Genomic DNA, 26,954 nt, shown 5'->3' with positions numbered 1-26,954 from the left:
GGCCGGGCGGCCGGCCTCACGCTCCCGGGTCGGTCGCCTCCCCCGCCGGAGGGAGTTCCGGCTCCGGGACACGCAGGACCAGACCCGGCGCGGCGACCTGGACCGGCCCACGGTACGCCCGGCGGGCCGCCGCTACCGCCCGGTCGGGCGGTGTGCCCGGCCAGAGGTGGGTGAGCAGCACCCGCCGAGTGCTGGCCTCCGCCGCGTACCGGCCGACCTCGGCGGCGCTGGAGAGATTGCCGGCGTGCCGGTCGGGGATCTCCTCGGGGTACGTCGCGTCGGCGATCAGCAGGTCGGCGTCCCGGGCCAGCTCGACGAGGTCCGGGCTGGTTCCGGTGTCCCCGGTGTAGGCCAGCACCGCGTCCCGGCCGGCGAACCGGGCGCCGGCGTTGGGCACCCAGTGCGGCAAGGACCATGTGTCCACCCGGTACGGCCCGAGCTCGAACGCGTCTCCCGGGGCGAAGGCCCGGACCTGGTACGCCGACTCCACCAGGCCCGGCTCGTCGATGGCGAGCAGCCGGTCCAGGCTGCCGGCGGGCGCGTGGACGGGCAGCGGCGGGCCGGACCGGTCGGCGAGCACCCGGGCCCGCAGCAGCGGTTGCAGGTCGGCGCAGTGGTCCGGGTGGCCGTGGCTGACGTACACGGCGTCCACCCGGGCCGCCGGGACACGGGCCAGCAGCGGTTGCAGGGTGGCGTAGCCGGGGTCGATCAGCAGCCGGAAGCCCTCGTGTTCGACCAGGAAGCCGGAGCATGCCTGGTCGGCGGTGGGCCACGCGCCGAGGCCACCGAGGACGGTGATCCGCATGGGGCAACCCTAGCGTCGTCCCGCAGCCGAGCCCTCAGGCGAACAGCAGCCCGGCGACCCAGAGGGCGGCGATGACCAGGCCGGCCAGGAACTCCACCAGCATGGACAGCCCGGCCGCCTTGAGCGCCTGCACGGTGGCCGGCCAGGCGAGGCGGTTGTCCCCGAGCCGCAACCGCTCGGCGCCCCAGATCCCGCCGACGAAGCCGATCGGCAGGCCGACGACCGGGATGACGAAGAACCCGACCAGTCCGAGCAGGCCCCCGGCCAGCAGGGACGAGGTGGGCACGCCGGTCCGCTTCAGGTTCCGCCCGGGCCAGGCGTACTTGACCACCGCCCCACCGGCCGCGACCACGGTGGCGGCGGCCAGCACCGCCCAGCGCCCCGGGCCGGCCTCGCCGAACAGCGCCCACACCAGCACCCCGCCCCAGCACAACGGCAGCGCCGGCAGTCCCGGCACCACCACCCCGGCCAGCCCGGCCAGGATCGCCAGCCCGGCCACCAGCGAGACCACCGCCTACGTGTCGGTCAGACTCATGCGGCCTCCTCGGTGGCGGCCAGGCGGGCGCGGATCCCGTCGGCCGGGACGGGACCGCCGAACCAGCGGCCCTGCCCGGTGTCGCAGCGCAGCGCCCGCAGCCGCTCGGCCTGCACCTCGGTCTCCACCGCCTCGGCGGTCACCCAGAGCTCCAACGCGTGCGCCAGCCGGACCAGCGCGTCGACGATCCGCTCGTCCCGGTGGTCGGCGGCGGCGTCCGCCCCGTCGGCCAGGATCCCCTCGACGAACGGGCCGGCCAGCTTCAGGCAGTGGATCGGCAACCGCCGCAGGTACGCGAGGTTCGAGTACCCGGTGCCGAAGTCGTCGACGGCCAGCCGTACGCCGAGGTCGGCGAGGCGGTGCAGGGAGCGCAGCGGCTCCCCGGCGGTGCCCATCACGGCGCTCTCGGTCAGCTCCAGTTGCAGCAGTTCGGCGGGAAGCCCGGTGTGCTGCAACGCCTCCGCCACGGTCTCCACGATCGCCGGGTCGTCGGCCTGCCGGGCGGCGAGGTTGACGCTGACCACCAGCCGCGTCCCCGGGTACGCCCGCCGCCAGCCCTCGGCGTCCCGGCAGGACTGCTTCAGCACCCAGGCGCCGAGCCGGACGATCAGGCCGGTCTCCTCGGCCAGCCCGATGAACCGGTCCGGGCCGATCAATCCCAGCTGCGGGTGCTGCCAGCGGACCAGCGCCTCCACCGCGACCATCGACCCGTCGAGCAGGGACACGATGGGCTGGTAGTGCACCACGAACTCACCCCGGTCCAGCGCGGCCGGCAGCCCCGCGGCCAGGGCCGCGCGGGCGATGTCCGCGGCGCTGCGTTCCGGGTCGTGGATCGCCCAGCGGCCCCGCCCCTCGGCCTTCGCCCAGTAGAGGGTCGTGTCGGCGGCCTTCATCAGCTCCGAGACGCTGGTCTCCCCCACCGGGCACTCCACGATGCCGATGCTGGCCGAGACGGCGAGCTGCTGGTCTCCGACGTGGACCGGGGCGGAGACCGCGGCGAGGGCCAACTCGGCCACCTCCACCGCGTCGTCGAGGCCGCCGTCGGAGTCGACCAGGATGACGAACTCGTCGCCGCCCATCCGGGCCACCAGATGACCCTGGCCGGCCACGCAATCGGCCAGCCGCCGGCCGATCACCTTGAGCAGGCGGTCCCCGACGTCGTGGCCGAGGCTGTCGTTGATCGCCTTGAAGCCGTCCAGGTCGAGGAAGCAGATACCGACCCGCTGCTCCGGTCCGGCGGTGTCGAAGACCTCGCCCAGCGTCTCGAAGAAGAGCGTCCGGTTGGGCAGGCCGGTGAGCGGGTCGTGCAGCGCCTGGAAGCGCAGCCGCTGCTGGAGCTCGTACCGCTGGGTGATGTCCTCGATCATCGCGACGGTGAACCGGGGCCGGCCGTCGGCGTACCGGATCAGCGAGACGGCGAGGTCGGTCCAGACCAGGCTGCCGTCCTTGCGGTGGTAGCGCTTCTCCACCCGTACGCTGTCGTGCTTGCCCTCGGTCAGCTCCTGGTAGAGCTCCCACATGCCGGCCGCGTCGTCGGCGTGGAACAGCGCGGCGACGTTGATCTCGCGCAGCTCCTCCGCGGAGTAGCCCAGCATGTCGGCGAAGGACTGGTTGACCTCGAGGATGGTGCCGTCGACGGCGGCGACGCCGATCCCGATCGCCGCGCCGGTGAAGACCGCGCGGAACCGGGCCTCGCTGTCCCGCAGGGCCTGCTCCACCGCGTCGCGGGCCTGCCAGGCCGAGCGGGCGATCCGCTCCTGCTGGCTGAAGGTACGGTCGCGCAGCGCCCGGGCGAAACCGGCGGCGAGGGCGCCCTGCAGTGCGGCGATCCGCTCCCGCGCCTCGGGCCGCTCGGCCAGGGGCGCCAGCACCCAGGACAGGTACCGGTCGCCGAGCGCCTGGACGGACCAGTCCAGCACGCCCGGATCGGTGAGGTGCGCCTCCACCAGGGCGCGCCCGACGTCCTCCGCCGCCTGGGCGGAGAACGCCGGGGCGAGCAGGGCCTGCCCGAGCCGTACCGTGTGCACCAGCAGCAGCCGCTCGGTCTCGGCCGCGCTGAGCGGCACGAACCCGATGCGTCGTACCGCCCGGGCCCACTCGGCGGCGTACGCCTGGGCACCCGGCCGGCTGAGCCCGCCCCCGTCGGGGTCCGGGGCGTACATGTCGGCTCAGCCGGCGGGCCGGTCGTACCGGGCGACGCCGCCGAACGCCCCGAACCGTTCGGGATGTTCGTCGACGTCGGACGGCGAGTCGGGCCGCCACAGCGGCATGTGCACCACGCCCGGTTCGAGGATGGTCCAGTCCCCGAAGTAGCCGGTGATCTCGGCGCGGGAGCGGAGGGTGATCTCGGTGGCGGTACGCGCGGAGAGCCGCTGCGCGTCCAGCATCTCCTGTGGCTGATCCTCGAACGTCGAGTGTGAGATGACCAGGTAGCTGCCGGGCGCGGCGGCGGCCCGCAGGGTGGCCAGGATGTCGCCGGGCCGGTCGGCGTCGGGGATGAAGTGCACCACCCCGGCGAGCAGGATGCCCAGGGGCCGGTCGAAGTCGAGCAGGCCGCCGGCCCGGGCCTGGTCCAGGATCAGCTTCGGCTCGCGCAGGTCGCCGTGGATGGCGGTGGCCCGGTCGTTGCCGGCGAGCAGCTCGCGGCTGTGCGCCACCGCGACCGGGTCGATGTCCACGTAGACGATCCGCGCGTCCGGGTTGGCCGCCTGGGCCACCTCATGCACGTTGCCGACGGTGGGAATCCCGGAGCCGATGTCGAGGAACTGGTCGATCCCCGCGTCGAGCAGCACCCGTACCGCCCGGCGCAGGAACTCCCGGCCGGAGCGCATGGTGGCGGCCAGGTTCGGGGTCATGGCCGCGATCTGCTCGGCCAACTGGCGGTCGATCTCGAAGTTGTGCGCACCACCGAGGAAGTAGTCGTAGACCCGGGCCGCGCTGGGCCGGGTCAGGTCGATCTCGGCGGGAAGTCCTTCCGGCGTGTGCATCGCTCGGTCCCCCAGGTCGTCGCCGCGTGCGGCGGACAGCCCCGGTACGGCCGCCCGCGCGATCGTGTGGTCCACACCACTCTATGCGCGCGCTCCCAGATCCGGGACATCCACTCTCGACGGTGACCGGCGGCCGGGGGTCGACGCCCCGGCCGCCGACGGTCAGGCGGCCGACTCGAGCAGCAGCGAGATGCCCTGCCCGACGCCGATGCACATGGTGGCCAGGGCCCGCCGGCCGCCTCGGCGGCGCAGCTCCAGCGCGGCGGTCAGCGCCAGCCGGGCGCCGCTGGCGCCGAGCGGGTGGCCGAGGGCGATCGCGCCGCCGTTCGGGTTGACGTGCTCGGCGTCCTCGGGCAGTCCCAGTTCGCGCAGCACCGCCACCGACTGGGCCGCGAACGCCTCGTTCAGCTCGATCACGTCGACGTCGGCCAGGCCCAGGCCGTGCCGGTCGAGCAGCTTGCGGGTGGCCGGGACCGGGCCGATCCCCATGATCCGGGGCGGTACGCCGGCCGCCGCCGCGCCGGTCACCCGGGCGAGGGGGGTGAGGCCGTACCGGGCGACGGCCGCCTCGGAGGCGACCAGCAGGGCCACCGCGCCGTCGTTGACGCCGGAGGAGTTGCCCGCGGTCACCGTGCCGCCCTCGCGGAACGGGGTGGGCAGCGCGGCGAGCTTCTCCAGCGAGGTCTCCCGGGGGTGCTCGTCGGTCTCGACCAGCTTCGTCTCGCGTCTGCCGGCCGGCACGGTGACCGGCACGATCTCCTCGGCCAGCCGGCCGTCCGCCTGGGCCTTGGCGGCCCGCTGCTGGGAGCGGAGGGCGAACTCGTCCTGCGCCACGCGGTCCACGCCGTAGTCGGCGGCCACGTTCTCCGCCGTCTCGGGCATGGAGTCGATGCCCCAGCCCTTCTTCATCAGCGGGTTGACCAGCCGCCAGCCGATGGTGGTGTCGTAGACCTCGGCGGTGCGGGCGAACGCGGTGGTCGCCTTCGGCATGACGAAGGGTGCCCGGCTCATGCTCTCCACGCCGCCGGCGACCACCAGGTCGGCCTCGCCGGCGACGATCGACCGGGCGGCCGTGGCCAGGGCGTCCAGGCCGGAGCCGCAGAGCCGGTTGACCGTGCTGCCGGGGACTTCCTCGGGCAGCCCGCCGAGCAGCGCGGCCATCCGCGCGACGTTGCGGTTGTCCTCGCCGGCCTGGTTGGCGCAGCCCAGGATCACGTCGTCGGTGCGGGCCCAGTCCACGCCGGGGTGGCGGGCGACCAGTTCGCGGATCACGTGGGCGGCCAGATCGTCGGGGCGTACCCCGGCGAGGGCGCCGGCGTACCGGCCGATCGGGGTACGGACTCCGGCCACGAGGTATGCCACGGTCATGGTGCTGCGTCCTTCGGGGGTGGAAGGGGCTGGCGGCGGGTCGCCCGCCGGGTCACGGGGACGCCCGGCGCCAGGATATCCGCGCCCGGAACGGTTAGGTTGGCGGCATGGCCCGCGCCCAGTTCAGCGCAGAGAGCACCCGCAGCGGTGAGTTCGTCCGCCAGCCCAACCGGTTCACCGGTCGGGTCACCCCGCACTCCACCTCGCCGGAGGGCGGCGGCCCCGACGACCAGGACCGCTGGCCGCTGGAGGGCGGCCGGTACCGGCTGATCTGGTGCCGGGCCTGCCCGTGGGCGCACCGGGCCCGGATCGTCCGGAGCCTGCTGGGTCTGGACGAGGTGATCTCGCTCGGCACGGTCGACCCGATCCGGGACGAGCGGGGCTGGCGGTTCACCCTCGACCCGGACGGCTTCGACCCGGTGCTGGGCATCGGCTTCCTCTCCGACGCGTACCTGGCCACCGACCCGGACTACACCGGCCGGGTGACCGTGCCGGCCCTGGTCGACACGCTCACCGGCCGGGTGGTCACCAACGACTACCCGCAGCTCACCCTGGACTTCGCCACCGAGTGGCGGCGGTTCCACAAGCCGGGCGCACCGGACCTGTACCCGGTCGAGCTACGCCCGGAGATGGACGCGCTGATGGCCGAGATCCACCGGGACGTCAACAACGGCGTCTACCGGTGCGGCTTCGCCACCTCGCAGGAGGCGTACGACGAGGCGTACCGCACGCTCTTCGCCCGGCTGGACGCGTTGTCGGAGCGGCTGGCCGGGCGCCGCTTCCTGATGGGCGACCAGATCACCGAGGCGGACGTGCGGCTGTTCACCACGCTGGTCCGCTTCGACGTGGCGTACCACGGGCACTTCAAGTGCAACCGGCAGAAGCTGACCGAGATGCCGGTGCTCTGGGCGTACGCCCGGGACCTGTTCCAGACCCCCGGCTTCGGCGAGACGGTGGACTTCGACCACATCAAGCGGCACTACTACGCCACCCACGAGATGATCAACCCGACCCGGATCGTGCCGCTCGGTCCGGACCTGCACGGCTGGACCACGCCGCACGGGCGGGGTTGACCTCGGCGCCGTCCGGGCCGCCCGCCGCCTGGTCCCCACAGCCGAGGCCAGCACTGACGGTGATGGTCACGCTACGTCACCCCATCGCGCGACAACCCTGTTTGAGCGCGCGGCCGAAAGCCCCTCAACCGGACAGAAAGCCCAACGCGCAAGCCGACCCCCACACCCTCCTTCCCGCCTTTGCTCTGCAGCCACGGACGCATCACCAACACACGGTTACCGCTGCGCCGATGGCTGCAGAGCAAAGGGAGCCGGAGGGTGGGTGGCAGGGGTCGGCGGTTGTTACCCAGCGTGAGTCTCGGGACGGCACTCGCCTGCCCCGCGGGCCGGACGATCGTGACGTACGGATCAGCAGGTCGTGAACCGACCCTGTAAGGATCGTCACGCTGATCGCTCCTTCCACCTGAGAGTCGGCTGGGAGTACCGTCACCAGGCGATGACCAACGTCTGGCACCTCACCGTGCGCCTGTACGTCGACCTCCGACGGCAGGCCAGCGGCATCTGTCCGGCGCAGCCGCGTTCCTGACCGCTGCCCCGTTCACCTCCACCAGACCTTGGACACATCCTCATGGCTTCCGCCCTGCGCAAGATCCCCTTTTCCGCACAGATCCTGCTCGGCCTCGTGCTCGGCGTGGCGCTCGGCTTCCTCGCCCGCGCCAACGACGTCGCCTGGCTGACCAGCACCCTCGACACCGTCGGCCACCTCTTCGTCCAGCTGCTCAAGCTGGCCGTGCCGCCGCTGGTCTTCACCGCCATCGTGGTCAGCGTGGTCAGCCTGCGCGGCGTGGCCAACGCCGCCCGGCTGGCGCTCAAGACGCTGCTCTGGTTCGGCATCACCGCGCTGATCGCGGTGAGCATCGGCATCGGCCTCGGCCTGCTCACCGACCCGGGCAAGGGCGTCACGCTCGACCTGGCCGGCGCCGCCGCGCCGAAGAAGACCGGCTCCTGGACCGACTTCCTCACCGGCATCGTCCCGACCAACCCGCTCGGCGCGTTCGTCGAGGGCAACGTCCTGCAGATCGTCTTCCTCGCCCTGGTGGTCGGCGCCGCCGCGCTGCTGATCGGCGAGGCCGCCGAACCGTTCGTGACGCTCAACCGCTCGGTGCTGGCCATCGTGCAGAAGGCGCTCTGGTGGGTCATCCGGCTCGCCCCGATCGGCACCCTCGGCCTGATCGGCAACGCCGTCGCCTCGTACGGCTGGGACCTGCTGGCCCCGCTCGCGAAGTTCACCACCGCCGTCTACGTCGGCTGCGCGATCGTGCTCTTCGTGGTCTACCCGGTGCTGCTGGTGGCCGCCGGCCGGCTCAACCCGCTGCGCTTCTTCGCCGGCGCCTGGCCGGCCATCGAGCTGGCCTTCGTGTCCCGCTCCTCGGTGGGCACCATGCCGGTGACCCAGCGTTCGGTCGAGCGGCTCGGCGTCCCCCGCGAGTACGCCTCCTTCGCCGTGCCGTTCGGCGCCACCACCAAGATGGACGGGTGCGCGGCCATCTACCCGGCCCTGGCGGCGATCTTCGTCGCGCAGGTGTTCGGGGTGCACCTGGGCGTCACCGACTACCTGCTGATCGCCTTCGTCTCGGTGGTCGGCTCGGCGGCCACCGCCGGCCTGACCGGGGCGATCGTGATGCTCACCCTGACCCTCAGCACGCTGGGCCTGCCGCTGGCCGGCGCCGGCCTGCTGCTGGCGATCGACCCGATCCTGGACATGATCCGGACCGCCACCAACGTGGCCGGCCAGGCCCTCGTCCCGACGATCGTGGCGGCCCGCGAGGGCACCCTCGACCGGACGGCGTACGACTCGGCCGGCAAGCGCGGCCTGGTCGACGTCGACGAGCCGCGGCCCGCCCGCTCCGACGAGCTGGCGCCGGTCCCGGCCTGAGCCTTCCTTCGGGTGCGTTTCTCGTCGCTCCGGTGACAAGAAACGCACCCGAAGCACGTGAACGGGGCCGGACGGGGCGGCCCCGGGCCCGGGTGTCCCGCGCCCACCGCCGGTCGGGCCGAGCCCTCCCCGACGGGTCCTGCCCCTCACCTCTCCCGGAGGATCACCGCATGAATGCCCTGTTCACCCCGCTCGCCCTGCGCGCCGTCACCCTGCCCAACCGGGTGGCGCTCGCCCCGATGTGCCAGTACAGCGCCGGCCCGGACGGCCTGCCCACCGACTGGCACCGGATCCACCTCGGCTCCCGCGCGGTCGGCGGAGCCGGCCTGATCCTCACCGAGGCCACCGCCGTGGTGCCCGAGGGGCGGATCAGCCCGCAGGACGTCGGGCTCTGGTCCGGGGCGCACGTCGACGCGTGGCGGCCGATCACCGCGTTCGTCGCCGCGCAGGGCGCGGTGCCGGCCGTGCAGCTCGCGCACGCCGGCTTCAAGGCCTCGACGTACCGGCCGTGGGCCGGGCACCGGGGCGGCGTGCCGGACGCCGAGGGCGGCTGGACCCCGGTCGGCCCCGGCAGCGAGCCGTTCCTGCCCGACTACCGGCGGCCGGCGGCGCTGGACGAGGCCGGCATCGCCCGGGTGGTCGAGGCGTTCGCCGTGGCCGCGGGACGCGCCCTCGATGCCGGTTTCGCCGCGGTGGAGATCCACGCCGCGCACGGCTACCTGCTACACGAGTTCCTGTCCCCGCTGACCAACCGGCGGACGGACGGCTACGGCGGCGACCGGGCCGGCCGGATGCGGCTCACCCTGGAGGTGGCCCGGGCGGTCCGCGCCGCGGTCGGCGAGTCGGTGCCCGTGCTCACCCGGATCTCCGCCACCGACTGGGTGGACGGCGGCTGGACGGTCGAGGACAGCGTGGCGCTCGCCGGCGAGCTGGCCGCCGCCGGGGTGGACCTGGTGGACACCTCCTCCGGCGGAGCCTCGGCCGCGGCGAGCGTCCCGGTGGGCCCCGGTTACCAGGTGCCCCTGGCCGCCCGGATCCGCCGCGACGCGGGCGTGCCCACCGGCGCGGTCGGCCTGATCGTCGAGCCCGAGCAGGCCGAGCAGATCGTCGCCGGCGGCGAGGCCGACCTGGTGCTGCTGGGCCGGGAACTGCTCCGCGACCCGTACTGGCCGCGCCGCGCCGCCGCCAAGCTCGGCGCCACCCCTGCCTGGCCCGACCAGTACACCCGCGCCTTCTGACCCACACCACTGCGGCGATGTGGCGGTATCCCGGAACGGGGATACCGCCACATCGCGCATCCGGAGTCGGTCACCCCGCCAGGTGCCCCCAGCGGGACTCCAGGTCGTGCCACGGTCCCTGGGCGGCCACCGTGCCGTCGACCAGCACCACCACGTGGTCCGCCCGGACCAGGGCGGCCCGCTTGGCGGTCGAGCCCACCACGGTCACCCCGTGCTCCCGCAGCGCGGCCCAGAGCGCCAGCTCGGTGGTGACGTCCAGCGCCGACGACACGTCGTCGGCGACCAGCAGCTCGGTACGCGGGGCGAGGGCCCGGGCCAGGGCCAGCCGCTGGAGCTGGCCGCCGGAGAGCCGGGTGCCCTTGTGCCCGATGAGCAGCCCGAGCCCGCCACCCGCCGCGGCCAGGTCGTGGTCGAGCTGGGCGGTGGACACCGCGTCGGCGGCGTCCACCTGGTGCCCGAGCGCGATGTTGTCGGCCACCGTCCCGGAGAGCACCCGGGGCAGCTGCCCGACGTAGCCAACCTGGTTGGGCCGGAGGAACAGCTCCGGCTCGGTGACCGGCTCGCCGTTCCAGCGCAGCACGCCGGTGTGGTGGACGATCCCCGCGAGCGCCCGCAGGAGTGACGACTTGCCGGACCCGACCGGCCCGACGACGAGCACCAACTGCCCCCGCTCGACGGTGAGGTCGACGTCCCGGACCGCGAGGGTGCCGTCGGTGTGCAGCGCGCCGAACCCGGCCAGTTCCAGCCGGCGCAGCGGGTGCCGCGGCGGTGGCTCCGGTGCCGGTGCGGTACCGGCGGCCAGGTCCACCCCGGGCACCGCCGCCGAGTACACGCCGACACCGCTCATCGCCACGGTCCGCCGGGTCCACACCCGGGCCGACGGGTAGTTCGAGACCAGCGAGGCGGTGGTCCAGGCGAACCAGCGGGCCGCGCCCAGCGTGGAGACGGCCACCAGGGTGGCCCCGGCGGAGAGCCCACCGGCCAGGTAGAGCGCCCAGGCGCCGATCGGCAGCAGCCCGCTCGCGAGGGACGGTGTGGACCGCGCCCACACCTGCATGGCGATCTCCCGGCGCTGCCGGTCGCTGCGCACGGTGTCCAGCGCCGCCAGGTGGTCCAGCACCGGCCGGGTCGCCCCGGCGAGCTTCACCGTACGGGCGGCGGAGAGCGAGGAGACCAGTGCGGTGGCGAACGCGGCGCGGGCCTTGACCGTGCCCCGGGCGGTCCGTTCGAGCCGGGGCGCGAACAGCGTCGCGGCCAGCCCGGAGACCACCATGGTGCCGAGGAAGAACAGCGCCGGCACGAAGCTGCCGGTGACCACCGTCATCGTGACCAGGATGGCCACGCTGATGAACTGGTCCATCAGGTTGTCGGCGAGTTGCACCACCCGGTCGGTGTCGCCGCCCTGTGCCACCACCTCCGCCGGGGTGTGGCCGCTGACCCGGCGCGCCCCGGTCTGCCCGTGCACCAGCCGCGCGCTGATCCGCAGCATCTGCCGGATCCACCACTGCGGGAACCAGAGGTTGGTCAGGTACGGCAGCGGCAGCACCACCAGCAGCGCGGCCGCGATGCCCAGCGCCGGCAGCCACGGGTCTCCCCCGCCGACCACCCCGGCCCAGAGCCAGGGCAGCACCGAGCCGTCCAGCCCGAGCAGGGTCATCACGATGAACAGCGCCACCGAGACCAGCCCGTACCGGGGATCGTTGGTGCCCAGCCGGAGGATCTCCCGCAGCGTCCGCGCGGGCGGCGGGTCGGGGACCGGCGGCGGGTCCGCGCGCGGCACCGCGACCTGCCGGGGGACGCCGGCCGACGCGGCGTCCTCCGCCGGTTCCGGATCCCACGCGTCGGGCGGCCCGTCGAGCAGGTCCACCCCGCCGCCGCGGCCACCCGCACCGGCGTACGCGCCGGCATGGCTGGCGGCCAGCAGCTCGGCGAAGCGGACGGACTCGCTCAGCGGCGCGGCCTCCAGCACCGCGCCGTCGGCCATCACCACCACGTCGTCGCAGCGCCGCACCGAGGAGAGCCGGTGCGCGATGACGATGCCGATCCGGTCGGTGAGCAGCCGCTCGGTGGCCTGGCGTACCCGGTTCTCGGTGACCGGGTCGAGCCGGGCGGTGGCCTCGTCGAGGATCACCACGCGCGGGTCCCGGACCAGGATCCGGGCGAACGCCACGAGCTGCTCCTGCCCGGCGGAGAGGACGTGCCCGCCCTCGCCCAGCCGGGTGTGCACCCCGTCGGGAAGTTCGGCGATCCAGCCGTCGAGGCCCAGCTCGGCCAGCGCCCGGGTGGCGTCGTCGAGCAGGGCGGGGTCGAAGAGGGCGACGTTCTCGGCGAGCGTGCCGGCGAGGATCTCGGTGCGCTGGGGCACCACGGCGATCCACCGGCGCAGCGCCTCGACGTCCAGGTCGACCAGGTCGGTGTCGCCGAGGAAGACCGTGCCGCGCGGCACGTCCACCGCCCGGGTGAGCACCTTCGCGAGGGTCGACTTGCCCGATCCGGTCCGGCCGACCAGGGCGTACGAGCGGCCCCGGGCGAAGCTGAGCCGGACGTCGCGCAGCGCGGGCCCCCGGTCGTCCTCCACGGTCGGGTAGCGGAAGGTGAGGCCGCGGACGGTGAGGTCGCCGTCCACCGGGGTGACGCCACCGGCCGGCTCCTGGCGCGAGCCGGCGAGCAGTTGCACCCGCGCCCACGCGCCGAACGCCTGCTGCAGGTGCGGCACCCAGCGGGCGATGTGCTCGACCGTCGCGCCGAAGGCGAGCACCAGCAGCCAGATGGCGGTGAGCCGGGCGGGGTCCACCCGGCCGGTGGACAGCGCCCAGGCCCCGGCCAGCACCACGCCGACGATGCCGAGCCGGACCCCGCCGGCGGCCAGCGCGGTGACCCGGGCGGACAGCCGGAACACGGTGCCGCCCCGGCGGATCACCGCGGCGGCCCGCTGCGCGTAGAGCCGCAGCACGTACGGCCGGGCCAGGCTGGTCCGGACGTCGTCCTGGCCGTGCACCGCCTCCTCCATGACGGCGGCGAGGTCGGACCACGCCTCCTCCTCGACCATCCGGGCCGGGGCGATCCGCGCGGTGGGTCGGCGCAGCAGCACGCCGAGCAGCGCGGTCAGCAGGATCATCCCGACGCCGGCCGGCCACCAGACGAACAGCGCGCTGACCGTGGCGAGCAGGCAGACGGCGACGCCCTGCACGAGGCGCACGCCGGTGTTCCGCATCTCGGAACCGACCTGGTAGACGTCGTTGTCGATCCGGTCGAGCAGCTCGCCGACCGGGGTGGTCTCCAGCGTGGGCAGGTCCTGCCCGAACGCCACCCGGCAGAGCCGGCGGCGCACGTCGGCCGACCAGTCGGCGGTCAGCCGGGCCATCACCAGCCCGATCACCAGATCGGTGACGACCGCGGCGACCAGCGCGGCGGCCAGCAGCACGAACCAGCCGGTGGATCGGTGCACGAGGACCGGCCCCGCCAGCGCGGAGGCGGCTGCCTGCCCGGCGGCGCCCAGGACGATCAGGAACCCCACCAGGGCCAGGCGGCGAGGTGCGGTGGCCCAGAGATCTCGGAGCAGGCGCATGGAAGGTCCTCCGGACTCGGATCGGTGGGGGCGGTACCCCCAGCCTCGCCGGTCCGGGCGGGACGGCTCAAACGATTTACGTCTGAGCGACCCGGCGGACGATGCCGAGCAGGGCCTCCTGCACGTCCTCGATCGGCCGGTCCGGCTGGAAGACCAGCCAGTCCACGGCCACCACGAGCCCCACCCCGAACAGCGCCGAGCTGGCCGTACGAACGTCCAGGTCGGCGGGGAGGTCGCCGCTGGCGACGCCGGCCCGCACGGTCTCGGCGATCACCTCGATCGCCTCGCCGCGCAACAGCCGCAGGGTCTGCTGCCACTCCCGGTTGGTGCGCCACATCTCGGAGAGCAGGAGCTGGGCGAAGGCCCGGTAGCGGCGGATGTACTCCAGCTCGGCGCGGACCAGCGCGGCGAGCGCCTCGCGGGGCGGCAGGCCGTCGACGGCGGCCCGGAAGTCGGCGGTGAGCAGGCCGATGCCGTGCCGCAGCAGCTCCTCGAAGAGGACCGTCTTGGACTCGAAGTTGTAGTAGACGGTGCCCTTGGCCACCCCGGCCCGGGCCGCGATGTCGTCCACGGTGGTGGCGGAGAAGCCCTGCTCGGCGATGAGTTCCACCGCCGCCACGAAGAGACGCTGGCGGGTGTCCCCCCGCCGGCGCGACCGTCCGTCCGTCACTCGCCCTCCCCGTCGACCCCGCCGGTACGGGCCGCCCGGGCGACCCTGGCCCGGCGCCACCGCCGTACGACCCATCAGCATCCTCACATGGTCAGTTCGGGGTGCAGCCTGGCCGGGGTGAGGCGGCGGGACCGGCGCGCCGCGCCGACGGTGAGCACCATGGCGCCGATCCCGAAGGCGAGCAGGACCAGGGCGCCGGTGACCACCGGTGCGGCCGGGCCGCCGTTGATCGTGTGCCGCAGGCCGGCCACCACGTACGTCATCGGCAGCCAGGGGTGGATCGCCTGGAAGAAGCCGGGCGAGGTCTGCACCGGGTAGGTGCCGCCGGAGGAGGTGAGCTGAAGCATCAGCAGGGCCAGCGCGGCGAGCCGGCCGGCCGGGCCGAGCGCCACCCCGAGCAGCTGCATGATCGCGGTGAAGGCCAGCGAGGCGAGCGCGAGCAGCCCGAAGGTCGCGACCGGGTGTGTCGGGTCGAGGCCCAGCGCCAGGGTGACCACGGTGAACAGGACCGCCACCTGGGCCAGGCCGATCGCCGCGGCGGGCAGCCAGCCGGCCAGCGCCACCCGCCAGCCGGGCGCGCCGGACATGACGTGCCGCCGGTTGACCGGCCGCAGCAGCATGTACGTGATCATCGCGCCCACCCAGAGGGCGAGGGCCAGGAAGTACGGGGCGAACCCGACGCCGTACGAGCCGGCGGGATGGTGCGAGTTGCGGATCAGGCCGACCGGGTCGCCGAGGATGCCGGAGCGGGTGTCCGCGTCGTGGTACCCGGGCAGCTTCTCCGCCCCGGAGGCGAGCCCGTCGGCGAGGTCCCCGGCGCCGCCCTCCAGCTTGGTGAGGCCGCTGACCAGCCGGTCGCTGCCGCTGCCGTGCTGGGCCAGCCCGCCGTCGAGCTGCCGGGCGCCGGTGGCGAGCCGGTAGAGGCCGCCGCGGAGCTGGTCGGCGCCGTTCGCGGCGTCGCCGAGGCCGTCGCGGAGCTTGGCGCTGCCCTGGGCGAGGGTGTTCAGGCCGCTGGCGAGCTGGTCGACCTTGGCCCGGGCGGAGGCGACGTCGTCGGCCAGGTGCGGCGCGGCGGCGGCCACCTCTCGGGCGGTCTGCGCGACCTCGGTCATCTGCTTCTTCAGGGCGGCCAGGTCGGTCCGGTCCAGCGCGGCGGCCATCGCCCGGGCGGTGCTGGCCGCCTTGTCGGCGGCCTGCCGGGCGGCCACGAAGTTCGGGTCGTCGGCCAGCTCCGGGTGGGCCTGGGCCAGCGCGTCGAGGCGGTCGCGGACCTCCTCGGCCCGGCTCACCACCTCGTCGGCCCTGGCCGGCAGCGCGTCGATGCCGTCGGCCAGCGTCTGCGCGCCCTCGGCGACGAGCGTGGCGGCCCGCTGGATGTCGTCGGCGTTCTCGCGCAGCAGCGGCTCGTACCTGTCGGCGGCGGCGTCGACCTTGGCCGCGGCGGCCTTCGTCTCGGTCGCCGCGCGGCTGGTCCCGTCGGCGATCTGCGCCGCGCCGGTGTAGAGCTGGTCGAGGCCGCCGGCCAGCTTGTCCGCGCCCTGCACGGACCTGTCGAGCCCGTCGGCGAGCTGCCCGGCGCCGTCCTCGGCGCTGTCCAGCCCGTCGGCGATCTTCCCGGCGCCCTCCTCGGAGGCGCCGAGCCCGTCGTGGATCTTCCCGGCCCCGTCGGCGGCCCGGCCCGTCTCGGCCTTGGCGTCGGTGAAGCCGATCAGCATCCGGTCGAAGTACGTGGCGGCGGTGCTCTCCGCGGCGGCGGCCCGGATCTCGCTGAACGCGGAGCGGGCGAGCAGCCCGGACAGGTAGTTGGTGGCGTCGTCGTTGACCACCTTCAGCTCGCCCCGGCGGGCCGGCTGGTCCGGCTCGGGGCTGGCCACCAGGGTGGCCGAGAAGTCGGCCGGGATGGAGAAGACCAGGTGGTACCGGCCGTCCCGGAGCCCCTCGGTGGCGTCGGCCTGGTCGGTCACGGTCCAGCCGAAGACCTTCCGGTCGAGCAGTTCGTCGGTGAGGTCCTGGCCGGCGTGCACCTCGCTGCCGTCGCCGGCCTTCGCCGGCCGGTCCGCGTTGACCAGGGCGACCGGGATGCGGTCGAGGTTCCCGTACGGGTCCCAGAAGGCGTAGAGGTAGAGAGCGCCGTAGAGCAACGGGATGACAGTGAGGACGGCGAGCGCGGCGCGCGGCAGCCGGCCCCGGGTCATCCGGCGCAGCTCGAAGAGCGCGAGTCGAACGACACTCATGCCGGCACTCCGCTCCGCTCCGTGCCGTCATGAGGCACCAACACACTGAACTTGATGATTCGCTCGCTACGCTCGCTCATGCGGTCACCTCGGGGGTCTGGTCCTGCGCCGCGCGGGGCGCGACGAGGGCGGGGGTGGGGAGGGTCGGGTCGCCGATCCGGTGCACGATCGCGGTGGCGCCGGGCTCGACGGCGCGGGCGCTGGCGATCACCGCGTACCCCTGGTCGGCGAGGCGGGCCAGGGCGGCCCAGATCCACTCCCGCTCGGGGGCGTCGGAGCCGGCGTCGACGTCGTCGGCGACGATCAGGTTCGGGCCGCTCAGGCTGGCCAGCACCAGGCCGAGCACCTGCCGTTCGACGGGGGTGAGGTCGCGGCCGTACCGGTCGGGGTCGAGCGGGGCGTCGGTGAAGCCGGCGCCGGCGATGGCGGCGGCGAAGGCGTCCCGGCGGTAGGCCCGGCGGGCCCGCACCGCAGCGACCGGGACGAGCTGGCGGCGGCGGCGCGGCACCGGCCCGAGCAGCAGCAGCCGCTCCTGGATGTGCTCGGCGACGGTCAGCGTCGGGTCGGGCTCGTGCACCCCGGCGACCTGCCCGAGCGCGGCCGGTCCCCGGCGGCGCAGCTCCCCGTCGGTGTGCGGGAAGCGCCCGGCCAGGGCCAGCAGCAGGGAGGTGCGTCCGCTGCCGGGCGGGCCGGTGACGGCGTGCAGCTCGCCCGCCTCGGCGGTGAGGTCGACGTCCCGATACACCCAGCCGCGGCGGGTCCGCAGACCCAGCCCGCTGGCCTCGACGATCTTCACGATCCCGTCCCAACTTCTGAACTGACCGGTCAGTACAAAAACATGACCAGCATAGCGCCGCCTGTCCGATTCGGCGCAATTCGAAGCGACGTGATCCCGGCCATGCCAGGGCCGGGGCTCGACCCGGCGGCGGCTCAGAAGAGCACGGTGGCGAGCGTGCCCACGGGCCGGAACCCGCAGCGCTCGTAGACCCGCCGGGCGGGCAGGTTGAAGTCGTTCACGTAGAGGCTGACCGTCGGCGCGAACCGGGCCAGCGCGTCGCGGACCACCGCCGCCATCGCCGCGGTCGCGATCCCCCGGCCCCGCCACTCCGGCGCCACCCAGACCCCCTGCACCTGGGCGGTCCGCCGGGTCACCACGGCCAGCTCGGCCTTGAAGATCACCTTGCCGTCCGCGAACCGGGCGTAGGCCCGCCCGGCGCGGACCAGGTCGGCCACCCGCCGCCGGTAGCCGCGCCCGCCGTCGTCGGCCAGCGGCGATACCCCGACCTCCTCGGTGTACATCGCCACCGCCGCCGGGAAGAGCTGGTCGACCTCACCGCCGCGCACCCGGCGCACCTCGGGGTCGGCCGCCACCGTGGGCAGCGCGTCCGTGGCCAGCAGCGGCTGGTTGGGGCGTACGTCCCGGGCCGGGCCCCAGTGGGCGGAGAGGCGGTCCCAGAGACCGAGCACCGCGTCGGCGCGGCCGACGATCGAGGAGCAGAGCCGCTCCTCGGTGCACAACTGCTCGGCGAAGGCGGCCACCGCCGGCTCGGAGGCGAGCACCGGGGTCAGGTTGCCGCCCAGCCAGCAGATCGACTCCAGGTTGCGCCGGGGGCCGTAGCCCAGGATCCGGCCCTCGGCCCGCCACCAGGCCAGCCCGCGGGCGGCGACCCGCTCGGCGACCTGCGCGCCGGCGTACGGGTCGAGGTCGAGCAGCCGCTCGACCGCGCGGCGCTCCGACTCCCCGAGTTGGCGTACCGGCACCGTGAGCACGGGTACCAGCCTGCCAGATCCAGCGGGGGGCGCGCGGGCCGACCTGAAGACCTCCGCCGATCCGTTGGGTGAGCAGCGACTCAGCCCACCGGCACGGGCGCCGCCGGCTCGGCCGGCCGGGTCCGGGCGGCCCAGGCCACCACCGGCGGCACCAGCGCCCCGAGCACCAGGAACAGCCCGCCGAGCAGCAGCCAGCCGGGTACGCCCCAGCCGACGGCCAGGGTGGTCACCACCACCGGGGCCACCATCGAGCCGAGCTGCATGCCCATCCCGTACGCGCCCTGGTACTGGCCCTGAGCGTGGGCCGGGGCCAGGCCGAACGAGATGCCCCAGCCGGCGGCGGCGTGCCACAACTCCCCCACCACGTGCACCAGCGCCCCGCCGAGCAACAGCGGTACGGCGACTGCGGCGGACACGCCACCGCTGGCCGCGAAGAGCGCGCAGGCCGCCGCAATGACGGCGCCGGCCCGCCGGGCGGCCCGACCCGCGCCGACCAGTTCCTCGGTGCCGCGCGAGGCCCGGACCTGGAAGAGCACCACCACCACGGTGTTGAGCAACAGACAGCCGGAGACGAGCCAGTCCGGCGCGCTGGTGTGGTCGGCGATCCACAGCGGCAGGGCGATGTTGATCAGCCCGAAGTGCATGGACATCAGGCCGTCGAGCACGGTGAAGGCGAGGAACGGGCGGTCCCGCAGGGCGATCAGGCGGGGGCCGTGCGTCGGCGCGGGCACCGGCGGCACCACCGGCAGCCGCAGCAGGATCGCCGCCGCCCCCAGGTAGGTCACCGCGTCGAGCAGGATCAGTGCCACGTACCCGGTGCGGGTGTCCGCCGCGATGCCGAAGCCGGCGGCGACCGTCCCGACGGCGATCCCCACGTTGGTGACCGCGCGCAGCCAGGCCCGGGTGCGGACCCGCTGGTCGGCGGGGACCGCCCCGGCGATCAGGGCCCCCCGGGCACCCCGGCTGGCCGCGTCGGCGACCGCCATCAGCACGCCGACCGCGAGGAAGGCCGGGAACGACCGGACGGCGACCAGCGCCGCGGTGAAGCCCGCCGAGGCGAGCAGCGCGGCGAGCTGCATCCCGCGCGGACCGTGCCGGTCGGCGAGGTAGCCCATGGGCGTGCTGGCCAGCAGGCTGACCAGCGCGGTGATGGTGAGCCCGAGGCCGACCTGGGCCACGGTCAGCCCGACCGACCGGGTCAGGAAGAGGGCGCTGACGGTCAGCCAGGTGCCGCGTCCGACGGTGTTGACCAGGGTGGAGAGGGCGAGGGTCCGGGCCGGGCCCGGTTCGGGAAGCAGGCGCACGCCCGACACCCTAGCAAGACGTACGTACGGTTTGCGTCCCCGTCCCACATTCCGCCTTGTCGGCGATGCATTGCCGATATATCGTTGATGTATCAGCGATAGGATGAGAGAAGGAGAGCCCGATGGGTTTCCACCGACGGATGCACGCGATGCACGAGATGCGGATGCGCGGCTTCGGCTTCCCGCCCGTACCGCCCGGCCCGCCGCCGTTCCCGCCCGGACCGCACGGTCACGGGCACGGCCGGGGCGGCCGGGGGCGCGGCCGGGGACGGCGACCGAACGTCCGCGGCGCCGTGCTGGCCCTGCTCACCGAGCGGCCGATGCACGGCTACGAGATGATCCAGGAGATCGACTCCCGGACCGGCGGGGCCTGGCGGCCCAGCCCCGGCTCGATCTACCCGACCCTGCAACTGCTGGAGGACGAGGGCGTCATCGCCGCGGCCGCCGACTCCGACGGCGGGCGGAAGCGGTTCACCCTCACCGAGCAGGGGCGGGCCGAGGCGGCGGAGGCGGCGCAGACCCCGCCCTGGGCGGAGTTCGCCGAGAAGACCGTCAGCAGCTGGCACGACATCCGGGACGCCGGCGCGCAGGCCATGCACGCGCTGCGCCAGGTGATGATGACCGGCACCGACGACCAGCGGGAGCGGGCCGCCCAGGTGCTCGACGAGACCCGCCGCAAGCTCTACGCCATCCTCGCCGAATCCGAGTGACCTCCGAAGCGGCCTCGTACAGAGAAAGAGTGGCCATTCCGCGTGGAATGGCCACTCTTTCCGTGAATCAGCGCGCCTGCGGCGCGGGGTGGGGCGTCAGTGCACGGTGACCGTGGCGCCGGGCACCAGGTCGCGGAGCTCCTCGGGGATCTCGGCGCCCATCTCGTCGGCGAGGCGGAGCGCCTCCTCGATCAGCGTCTCCACGATCTGGCCCTCGGGGACGGTCTTGATGACCTGGCCCTTCACGAAGATCTGGCCCTTGCCGTTGCCGGAGGCGACACCGAGGTCGGCCTCGCGGGCCTCGCCCGGGCCGTTCACCACGCAGCCCATGACGGCCACCCGCAGCGGCACCGGCAGCCCCTCCAGGCCGGCGGTGACCTCCTCGGCCAGCTTGTAGACGTCGACCTGGGCCCGGCCGCAGGACGGGCAGGAGACGATCTCCAGGCCCCGCTCGCGCAGGCCCAGCGACTCCAGGATCGCGGCGCCGACCTTGATCTCCTCGACCGGCGGCGCGGAGAGGGAGACCCGGATGGTGTCGCCGATCCCCTCCGCCAGCAGCGCGCCGAACGCGACCGCCGACTTGATGGTGCCCTGGAACGCCGGGCCCGCCTCGGTCACGCCCAGGTGCAGCGGGTAGTCGCACTTCTCGGCGAGCTGCCGGTACGCCCGGATCATCACCACCGGGTCGTTGTGCTTGACCGAGATCTTGATGTCCCGGAAGCCGTGCTCCTCGAAGAGCGAGCACTCCCAGAGCGCCGACTCGACCAGCGCCTCGGCGGTGGCCTTGCCGTACTTGGCCAGGAGCCGCTTGTCCAGCGAGCCGGCGTTCACGCCGATCCGGATCGGCACGCCCGCGTCGCCGGCGGCCTTGGCGATCTCCTTGACCTTGTCGTCGAACTGCCGGATGTTGCCCGGGTTCACCCGGACCGCCGCGCAGCCGGCGTCGATCGCGGCGAAGACGTACTTCGGCTGGAAGTGGATGTCGGCGATCACCGGGATCTGCGACTTCTTGGCGATCGCCGGCAGCGCCTCGACGTCGTCCTGGGACGGCACCGCCACCCGGACGATCTGGCAGCCGGACGCGGTGAGCTCGGCGATCTGCTGGAGGGTGGCGTTCACGTCGGCGGTCAGGGTGGTGGTCATGGACTGCACGGAGACCGGCGCGCCCCCGCCGACCGGCACCGAGCCGACCATGATCTGGCGGCTGGCCCGGCGCGGGGCGAGCGGCGGCGGCGGTACGGGGGGCATACCGAGACTGACAGCGGTCACTTCAGGCACTCACCTTGAGAAGAGCGTGATCGGGTTGACGACGTCCGCGGTGACGGTCAGCAGCGTGAACGCGCCACCGATCAGGATCACCGCGTACGTGATGGGCATGAGCTTGAGGTAGTCGACGCGCCCGGGGTCGGGGCGGCCCATCCGGGCGTAGACCCAGGAGCGGGCCCGCTCGAACCAGGCGATGGCGATGTGGCCGCCGTCCAGCGGCAGCAACGGCAGCAGGTTGAACACGCCGATGAAGAAGTTCAGGTTGACGAAGAGCATGAAGAAGACGAACCAGGCATCGTTCGCCACCGCCTCGCCGCCGAGCCGGCTGGCCCCGACCACGCTGATCGGGGTGTCCGCGTCCCGCTCGCCGCCGGTGATCGCGGTCCACAGGGCGGGCACCTTCTGCGGGATGCGCTGCAGGGCGTGCAGCGTGCCCACCGCCATCTGGCCGGTGAAGTCGGCGGTGGCCCCGAAGGCGCCGACCGGGCCGTACTGGACCATGCGCGGGGTGCTGGGCTCGAGCGCGACGCCCATCGCGGAGACCGCCGAGGTGGCGCCCTTCGGGTCGGTCAGCGGCGGCCGCTGCACCGCGGCCAGGTCAATCATGGCGGTGGCCGTCCGGCCGTCGCGGACGTACTCGACGGTGGCCTTGCCCGGCTTGGTGGCGCGGACCACGTCGAGCATCTGACCCCAGGTGGAGATCGGCTTGCCGTTCACCGCGGTGATCCGGTCGCCGTCCTTGAGCTGGGCCTGGGCCGCCGGGCTGGCCGGGTCGCCGGCCTGGCAGGCGCGGCTGACGTTCTCCACCACCACGCACGGGGCCAGGGCGATCACGGCCGGCTCGGCCTTGAAGGCCTCCTCCGTGCTGGGGAACTTCGGGTTGGGCAGGCCGACGGAGACCGCCATCACCCAGAGCGCGCCCAGGGCCAGGGCGAAGTGGGTGATGGAGCCCGCGGACATCACGATCGTCCGCTTCCACACCGGGTAACGCCACATGGCGCGCTTCTCGTCCCCCGGCTCCACATCGTCGTCCTGCGGGGTCATCCCGACGATCTTGCAGAAGCCGCCGAGCGGGATGCCCTTCACGCCGTACTCGGTCTCGCCCCGCTTGAACGACCAGAGGGTCGGGCCGAACCCGACGAAGTAGCGGGTGACCTTCATCCCGAAGCCCTTGGCGGTGAGCATGTGCCCCGCCTCGTGCAGGCTCACCGAGATGAGAATCGCGAGGGCGAAGAGCACCACCCCGAGCAGGTAAACCATCAGGCTCCTTCCACCGACCCGACGATGATCTCCTGGGCGTGCGCCCGTGCCCACGATTCGGCGGCGAGCACGTCCTCGACGGTACCTGGTTCGTCGAAGTCGGGAGCGTCCTCCAGCACGCGCTGGAGGGTGTCGACGATGCCGAGGAAGGGCAGCCGCCCGGCGACGAACGCCGCCACGCACTCCTCGTTCGCCGCGTTGTAGATCGCCGGCCGGCACCGCCCGGCCTCGCCGGCCGCCTTCGCCAGCGCGACCGCCGGGAACGCGGCGTCGTCGAGCGGGAAGAACTCCCAGGTGTGGGCCCTGGTCCAGTCGACCGCGGCGGCTGCCGCCGGCACCCGGTCCGGCCAGCCGAGCCCGAGCGCGATGGGCAGCCGCATGTCCGGCGGGCTGGCCTGGGCGAGGGTGGACCCGTCGGTGAACTCCACCATCGAGTGGATCACCGACTGCGGGTGGACCATCACCTCGATGTCGGCGTACGGCACGTCGAACAGCTCGTGCGCCTCGATCACCTCGAGCGCCTTGTTGACCATCGTGGCGGAGTTGATGGTGACCACGGGGCCCATGTTCCAGGTGGGGTGGGCGAGGGCCTGCTCGGGCGTGACCTCGGTCAGCTCGTCGCGCCGCCGGCCGCGGAACGGCCCGCCGCTGGCGGTGACCACGAGGCGGCGGACCTCGCCCCGGCTGCCGCCGCGCAGGCACTGCGCCAGCGCCGAGTGCTCGGAATCGACCGGGACGATCTGCCCCGGCCGCGTCACCGCGGCCTTGACCAGCGGGCCGCCGGCCACGAGCGACTCCTTGTTGGCCAGGGCGAGGGTACGCCCGGAGCGCAGCGCGGCCAGGGTCGGCGCCAGCCCGAGCGAGCCCACCACGCCGTTGAGCACCACGTCGCAGGGCCACCCGGCCAGCTCGGTCATCGCGTCCGGCCCGGCCACGATCTTGGGCAGCTTGAAGTCGCCGGTGGCCCAGCCGCGCCGGCTCGCCTCGGCGTAGAACGCCAGCTGGAGATCCTGGGCGGCCGACGCCTTCGCCACGCCGACCACCTCGACGCCCAGCTCCAGGGCCTGCGCGGCGAGCAGCTCGACGTTGCCACCGCCGGCGCCGAGGGCCACCACGCGGAAGCGGTCGGGGTTGCGCCGGACGATGTCGACGGCCTGGGTGCCGATGGAGCCGGTCGAGCCGAGCAGGACGAGGTCGCGGGGAGACGTCACCCGCCCATTCTTCCCCAGCGCTCCTGGGCGCCCGCTGGGAGCCTCACTCCCCGATGTCCGACTCCTGCACGAGGACCGCCTCGTGGGTTCCGAAGATCAGCTTTCCGTTGCGGCCGGCTCGTCGGCTGGACGCACCCCAGGCGTGTCGCGCACACCGGAAGGACCACCTGAGATCGATATGCCTGTGAGGCATATTTATGCCTCACAGGCATATCCGTCTCACCTCATCACGCTGCCACCGGATGGCCGAGTCGTCGCCCAAGCCTCCTGCGGTCCTCCCTCAGCAGGCCGGCGGCGGGGTTCCGGTCCGGCTGCGTGGTGAAGGTGACGGCACCCGGTCCGCCGCCGTCAGCACGAAGGTCTCCAGCGGTTCGGCATGACCCACCTCGGCACCCGCACCGACTGGTACGGCGGCTGGCGGCAGCCGTCAGAGGCTCTCCACGTACCGCTTCGCCTCGGCCAGCTTCCAGCCGGTCCGGTCCCGGAGCAGCTTGATCGCCTGGATCTTCTTCCCCTGCCGGGCGAGCGCCGTGACGTCGGCCCGTACGCGGTCGTCGACCGGGAGCTTCGCGGGGCCGTCGACCGGTCCCATGGTGGCGAACCAGGGCGGCGGTGAGCCGCCGTCATCGAGGTGGTCGACCACCTGCTTCGCCTCGGCCAGCGGCAGGCCGGTGTGCTGACGCATCACCTTGATCGCGTCGATCTTCCGCCGCTGCTGGATCAGCCACAGGATCCGCGCCTGCGGCGGCCCCAGCGCCCCGGCGCACCCCCGCCGTGACCTGACCGGTCGGCCCGGAACCCTCCCGTGCGGCGGGGCGCGGCAGTAGGCTGCGCGGGCATGAGCGAAGCGAGTGAGTTGCCGCGCCGCGCCGACGTCGTCGTGGTCGGCTCCGGGCACAACGGGCTGGTGTCGGCGATCCTGCTGGCCCGCGCCGGGCTGGACGTGCTGGTGCTGGAGGCGGCCGAGGTGATCGGCGGGGCCACCCGGACGGAGAACCCGTTCCCCAAGGTGCCGGGGCTGCGGCACTCCACCGGCTCCTACCTGCTCGGGCTGATGCCGCCCGAACTGCTCGCCGCCCTGGACGTGACGATCCCGGTGCTGCGCCGCGACCCGCACTACTTCCTGCCCACCCCGGGCGGGCTCGGCTCGCCGTACCTGCTCTTCGGCAGCGACGCCGCGGCCAGCCGGCGGCAGGTCGCGGAGATGTTCTCCCCCGCCGACGCGGCCGCCGACGACGCCCTCCAGGCCGAACTGGCCCACCTCCGCGCGGACCTGGCGCCCGCCTGGCTGGCCGAGCCGGTGTCCGTGGAGGAGACCGCCGAGCGGTACGTCCGTCCCGCCCTGCGTCAGGTCTTCGTCGACCTGGTACGCGGCTCGGTGGCCGACTACCTGGCCCGCTTCGACTTCCGCTCCGAGCTGCTGGTCAGCATGTACGCGGTCACCGACGGTCTCTCCGGCCTCAACGCCGGCCCGGACGACCCCGGCACCGGGCACAACTTCCTGGTGCACAACATGTGCCGGCTGCCCGGCTCCGGCGGCACCTGGATGATCGCCCGGGGCGGCATGGGCACCGTCTCCCGGACCTTCGCCGAGGCCGCCCGCGCGGCCGGAGCCCGCATCCTGACCGGTACGCCGGTCACCGCGATCACCCTGGACCGGGGCGCGGCCAGCGGGGTGGTGCTGGCCGACGGCCGGGAGGTGGCCGCGTCCGTGGTGCTCGGGGCCTGCGACCCGTACCGGCTGATGGAGCTGTTGCCCGACGGCGCGCTCCCGGCGGGCCTCGGCGAGCGGATGGCGGCGGTCCGCCGCCCCGGCACCACGCTCAAGCTCAACCTGGCGCTGACCGGACTGCCCCGCTTCTCCTGCCTGCCGGCGGACGCGCCGAGCCCGTTCGGCTCCACCATCCACCTGCTCCCCGGCTCGGCCTCGCTGGTCGGATCGGGCGGCGAGCCGCCGATGGCCGCGCTGCGCGCGATGTGGGCGGACGTGCAGGCCGGACGGCTGCCGGAGGAGCCGACCATCGAGTGGTACCTGCACACCACGGTCGACCCGTCGCTCTCCGACGGCGAGGGGCACCACTCCTCGGCGCTGTTCGTGCAGTCCGTGCCGTACGAGCTGGCCGGCACCACCTGGGACGAGGCGCTGCCCGGCTACGTGGAGAAGCTGATCGCGATCTGCGAGCGGTACGCCCCGGGCACCGGCGACCTGATCGCCGACGCGGTGCCGCTGCCCCCGCCCGGCATCGAGGCGCACTTCGGCATCACCGGCGGGCACATCCACCACGTCGACAACACGGTCTCGTTCACCGACCGGATGCCGTACGCCACCGGGGTCGACGGCGTCTACGCGGGCAGCGCCGGCTGCCACCCGGGGGGCAGCGTGATCGGAGCCGCCGGCCACAACGCCGCCCAGCGCATCCTCAGCGACCTCGGCCGCTGACCTCCCCGCCGGTCTCGGCGGCGAACCGGGGCAGGTCGCCGGGGCGGCGGATGAGGGAGAGGCCGACGAGCAGCAGGTAGAGGAAGAGGCTGAGGATCGGGTCGACGAAGACGAAGGCGAAGGCGATCAGGTAGAGCAGGGGGCGCAGCCGCAGTCGCCGCGCGACTGCCCGGGCCAGCCGGGGATCCAGGTCGGGGTGGAGCAGCCGGTGCCGCCGGGCCCACCACCAGCTCAGGTTGAAGAAGAGGGATTCGCCGAGCACGGTGCCGAGATAGAGGGCGGCGGTCAGCCGCTGCTCGGTCGCGGAGCCGCGCAGGTTGTCCGAGAGCAGGTCGGCGGTGAACGGGATGGCGGCCACGACGAGCAGCAGGAGCAGGTTGAACACCAGCAGCACCTGGTCGACCCGGACCACGTACCGCCACATGTTGTGGTGGCCGAGCCAGATCTGGCCGGCGATCCCGAAGGTGATCACGTACGCCAGGTAGGACGGCCAGGCCTGGGCGAGGGCGTCGGGAAGCTCTCGCCCGGGATCCCGGGCCGGGCCGTTCTGCAGCAGCTCGACGGCCATCACCGTCAGCACGACCGCGAAGACGCCGTCGCTGAACGTCTCCACCCGGGAGGCGTCCCGGGCCATCTCCC

The 26,954-nt window shown here is 73.9% G+C and carries 21 protein-coding genes; 5 read left to right on the top strand and 16 right to left on the bottom strand.

Annotation, left to right across the window (positions count from 1 at the left end; all coding sequences use genetic code 11):
- Positions 1-16: 16 nt before the first annotated feature.
- The 5 genes from ACGFI9_RS12985 to pcaF form a co-directional block, all read right to left on the bottom strand.
- Positions 17-805, bottom strand: coding sequence for an MBL fold metallo-hydrolase (locus tag ACGFI9_RS12985; protein WP_393178144.1), 789 nt, complete (start codon positions 803-805; stop codon positions 17-19).
- A gap of 34 nt (positions 806-839) precedes the next feature.
- Positions 840-1,316, bottom strand: a complete 477-nt coding sequence (locus ACGFI9_RS12980; protein WP_393178143.1) for a DUF456 domain-containing protein — start codon at positions 1,314-1,316, stop codon at positions 840-842.
- A 20-nt stretch (positions 1,317-1,336) separates the two neighbouring features.
- A complete protein-coding gene (locus tag ACGFI9_RS12975; protein ID WP_393178142.1) occupies positions 1,337-3,502 on the bottom strand; it encodes a putative bifunctional diguanylate cyclase/phosphodiesterase in 2,166 nt (721 codons plus the stop codon).
- Between the two features lie 6 nt (positions 3,503-3,508).
- Positions 3,509-4,327 (bottom strand): SAM-dependent methyltransferase, encoded by an 819-nt coding sequence (locus tag ACGFI9_RS12970; RefSeq protein ID WP_393178466.1) that lies wholly within the window; start codon positions 4,325-4,327, stop codon positions 3,509-3,511.
- Positions 4,328-4,489: 162 nt separating this feature from the next.
- Positions 4,490-5,695 carry a 3-oxoadipyl-CoA thiolase gene (gene pcaF, locus ACGFI9_RS12965; RefSeq protein ID WP_393178141.1) on the bottom strand — a complete coding sequence of 402 codons (1,206 nt, stop codon included), beginning with the start codon at positions 5,693-5,695 and terminating at the stop codon, positions 4,490-4,492.
- Between the two features lie 107 nt (positions 5,696-5,802).
- Here pcaF and ACGFI9_RS12960 point away from each other — a divergent pair, with 107 nt between their 5' ends.
- The 3 genes from ACGFI9_RS12960 (at position 5,803) to ACGFI9_RS12950 (ending at position 9,882) form a co-directional block, all read left to right on the top strand.
- A complete protein-coding gene (locus tag ACGFI9_RS12960) occupies positions 5,803-6,768 on the top strand; it encodes a glutathione S-transferase family protein (protein ID WP_393178140.1) in 966 nt (321 codons plus the stop codon).
- A gap of 580 nt (positions 6,769-7,348) precedes the next feature.
- Positions 7,349-8,644: a dicarboxylate/amino acid:cation symporter gene (locus ACGFI9_RS12955; RefSeq protein WP_393178465.1), complete on the top strand. Its 1,296-nt coding sequence runs from the start codon at positions 7,349-7,351 to the stop codon at positions 8,642-8,644.
- A gap of 170 nt (positions 8,645-8,814) precedes the next feature.
- The gene (locus ACGFI9_RS12950) at positions 8,815-9,882 is read left to right on the top strand and encodes an NADH:flavin oxidoreductase/NADH oxidase (protein WP_393178139.1); all 1,068 of its coding nucleotides are present in this window, start codon (positions 8,815-8,817) and stop codon (positions 9,880-9,882) included.
- Positions 9,883-9,952: 70 nt separating this feature from the next.
- Here the strand turns inward: ACGFI9_RS12950 and ACGFI9_RS12945 are convergent, their stop codons facing one another.
- The 6 genes from ACGFI9_RS12945 to ACGFI9_RS12920 form a co-directional block, all read right to left on the bottom strand.
- Positions 9,953-13,450 (bottom strand): ATP-binding cassette domain-containing protein, encoded by a 3,498-nt coding sequence (locus ACGFI9_RS12945; RefSeq protein WP_393178138.1) that lies wholly within the window; start codon positions 13,448-13,450, stop codon positions 9,953-9,955.
- A gap of 76 nt (positions 13,451-13,526) precedes the next feature.
- Positions 13,527-14,120, bottom strand: a complete 594-nt coding sequence (locus ACGFI9_RS12940) for a TetR/AcrR family transcriptional regulator (protein WP_148794947.1) — start codon at positions 14,118-14,120, stop codon at positions 13,527-13,529.
- An 83-nt stretch (positions 14,121-14,203) separates the two neighbouring features.
- Positions 14,204-16,354 (bottom strand): YhgE/Pip family protein, encoded by a 2,151-nt coding sequence (locus ACGFI9_RS12935; RefSeq protein ID WP_393178137.1) that lies wholly within the window; start codon positions 16,352-16,354, stop codon positions 14,204-14,206.
- A 76-nt stretch (positions 16,355-16,430) separates the two neighbouring features.
- On the bottom strand, positions 16,431-17,150 hold the full coding sequence (locus ACGFI9_RS12930) for an ATP-binding cassette domain-containing protein (protein ID WP_393178136.1): 720 nt from the start codon (positions 17,148-17,150) through the stop codon (positions 16,431-16,433).
- A 134-nt stretch (positions 17,151-17,284) separates the two neighbouring features.
- Positions 17,285-18,124 carry a GNAT family N-acetyltransferase gene (locus ACGFI9_RS12925; protein ID WP_393178135.1) on the bottom strand — a complete coding sequence of 280 codons (840 nt, stop codon included), beginning with the start codon at positions 18,122-18,124 and terminating at the stop codon, positions 17,285-17,287.
- A gap of 80 nt (positions 18,125-18,204) precedes the next feature.
- Positions 18,205-19,428 carry an MFS transporter gene (locus ACGFI9_RS12920; protein WP_393178134.1) on the bottom strand — a complete coding sequence of 408 codons (1,224 nt, stop codon included), beginning with the start codon at positions 19,426-19,428 and terminating at the stop codon, positions 18,205-18,207.
- Positions 19,429-19,550: 122 nt separating this feature from the next.
- Between ACGFI9_RS12920 and ACGFI9_RS12915 the strand changes: the two genes are divergently transcribed.
- Entirely contained in the window at positions 19,551-20,138 is a 588-nt protein-coding gene (locus ACGFI9_RS12915; protein WP_393178133.1) for a PadR family transcriptional regulator, read from the top strand.
- Between the two features lie 96 nt (positions 20,139-20,234).
- On the opposite strand, the gene ispG is transcribed toward ACGFI9_RS12915, so the two are convergent.
- From ispG to ACGFI9_RS12895, 4 genes are all read right to left on the bottom strand, one after another.
- A complete protein-coding gene (gene ispG, locus ACGFI9_RS12910; RefSeq protein ID WP_302767651.1) occupies positions 20,235-21,407 on the bottom strand; it encodes a flavodoxin-dependent (E)-4-hydroxy-3-methylbut-2-enyl-diphosphate synthase in 1,173 nt (390 codons plus the stop codon).
- Between the two features lie 9 nt (positions 21,408-21,416).
- Positions 21,417-22,664: a M50 family metallopeptidase gene (locus ACGFI9_RS12905; RefSeq protein ID WP_393178132.1), complete on the bottom strand. Its 1,248-nt coding sequence runs from the start codon at positions 22,662-22,664 to the stop codon at positions 21,417-21,419.
- Entirely contained in the window at positions 22,664-23,875 is a 1,212-nt protein-coding gene (dxr, locus tag ACGFI9_RS12900; protein WP_393178131.1) for a 1-deoxy-D-xylulose-5-phosphate reductoisomerase, read from the bottom strand. Before dxr ends, ACGFI9_RS12905 begins: the two co-directional genes overlap by 1 nt.
- A 427-nt stretch (positions 23,876-24,302) precedes the next feature.
- Complete coding sequence (locus ACGFI9_RS12895) at positions 24,303-24,560, bottom strand: hypothetical protein (RefSeq protein ID WP_393178130.1); 258 nt, start codon at positions 24,558-24,560, stop codon at positions 24,303-24,305.
- A 153-nt stretch (positions 24,561-24,713) separates the two neighbouring features.
- Between ACGFI9_RS12895 and ACGFI9_RS12890 the strand changes: the two genes are divergently transcribed.
- Positions 24,714-26,315: a phytoene desaturase family protein gene (locus tag ACGFI9_RS12890; protein ID WP_393178129.1), complete on the top strand. Its 1,602-nt coding sequence runs from the start codon at positions 24,714-24,716 to the stop codon at positions 26,313-26,315.
- Here the strand turns inward: ACGFI9_RS12890 and ACGFI9_RS12885 are convergent.
- Positions 26,296-26,949, bottom strand: a complete 654-nt coding sequence (locus ACGFI9_RS12885; RefSeq protein WP_393178464.1) for a TMEM175 family protein — start codon at positions 26,947-26,949, stop codon at positions 26,296-26,298. The two genes, ACGFI9_RS12890 and ACGFI9_RS12885, sit on opposite strands and share 20 nt — an antisense overlap.
- Positions 26,950-26,954 lie beyond the last annotated feature (5 nt).

This window comes from Micromonospora sp. NPDC048930, assembly GCF_043197935.1.
GTDB lineage: Bacteria > Actinomycetota > Actinomycetes > Mycobacteriales > Micromonosporaceae > Micromonospora.
The sequence above is the reverse complement of the archived record's forward strand: the minus strand, read 5'-3'. Positions and strand labels throughout refer to the sequence as shown.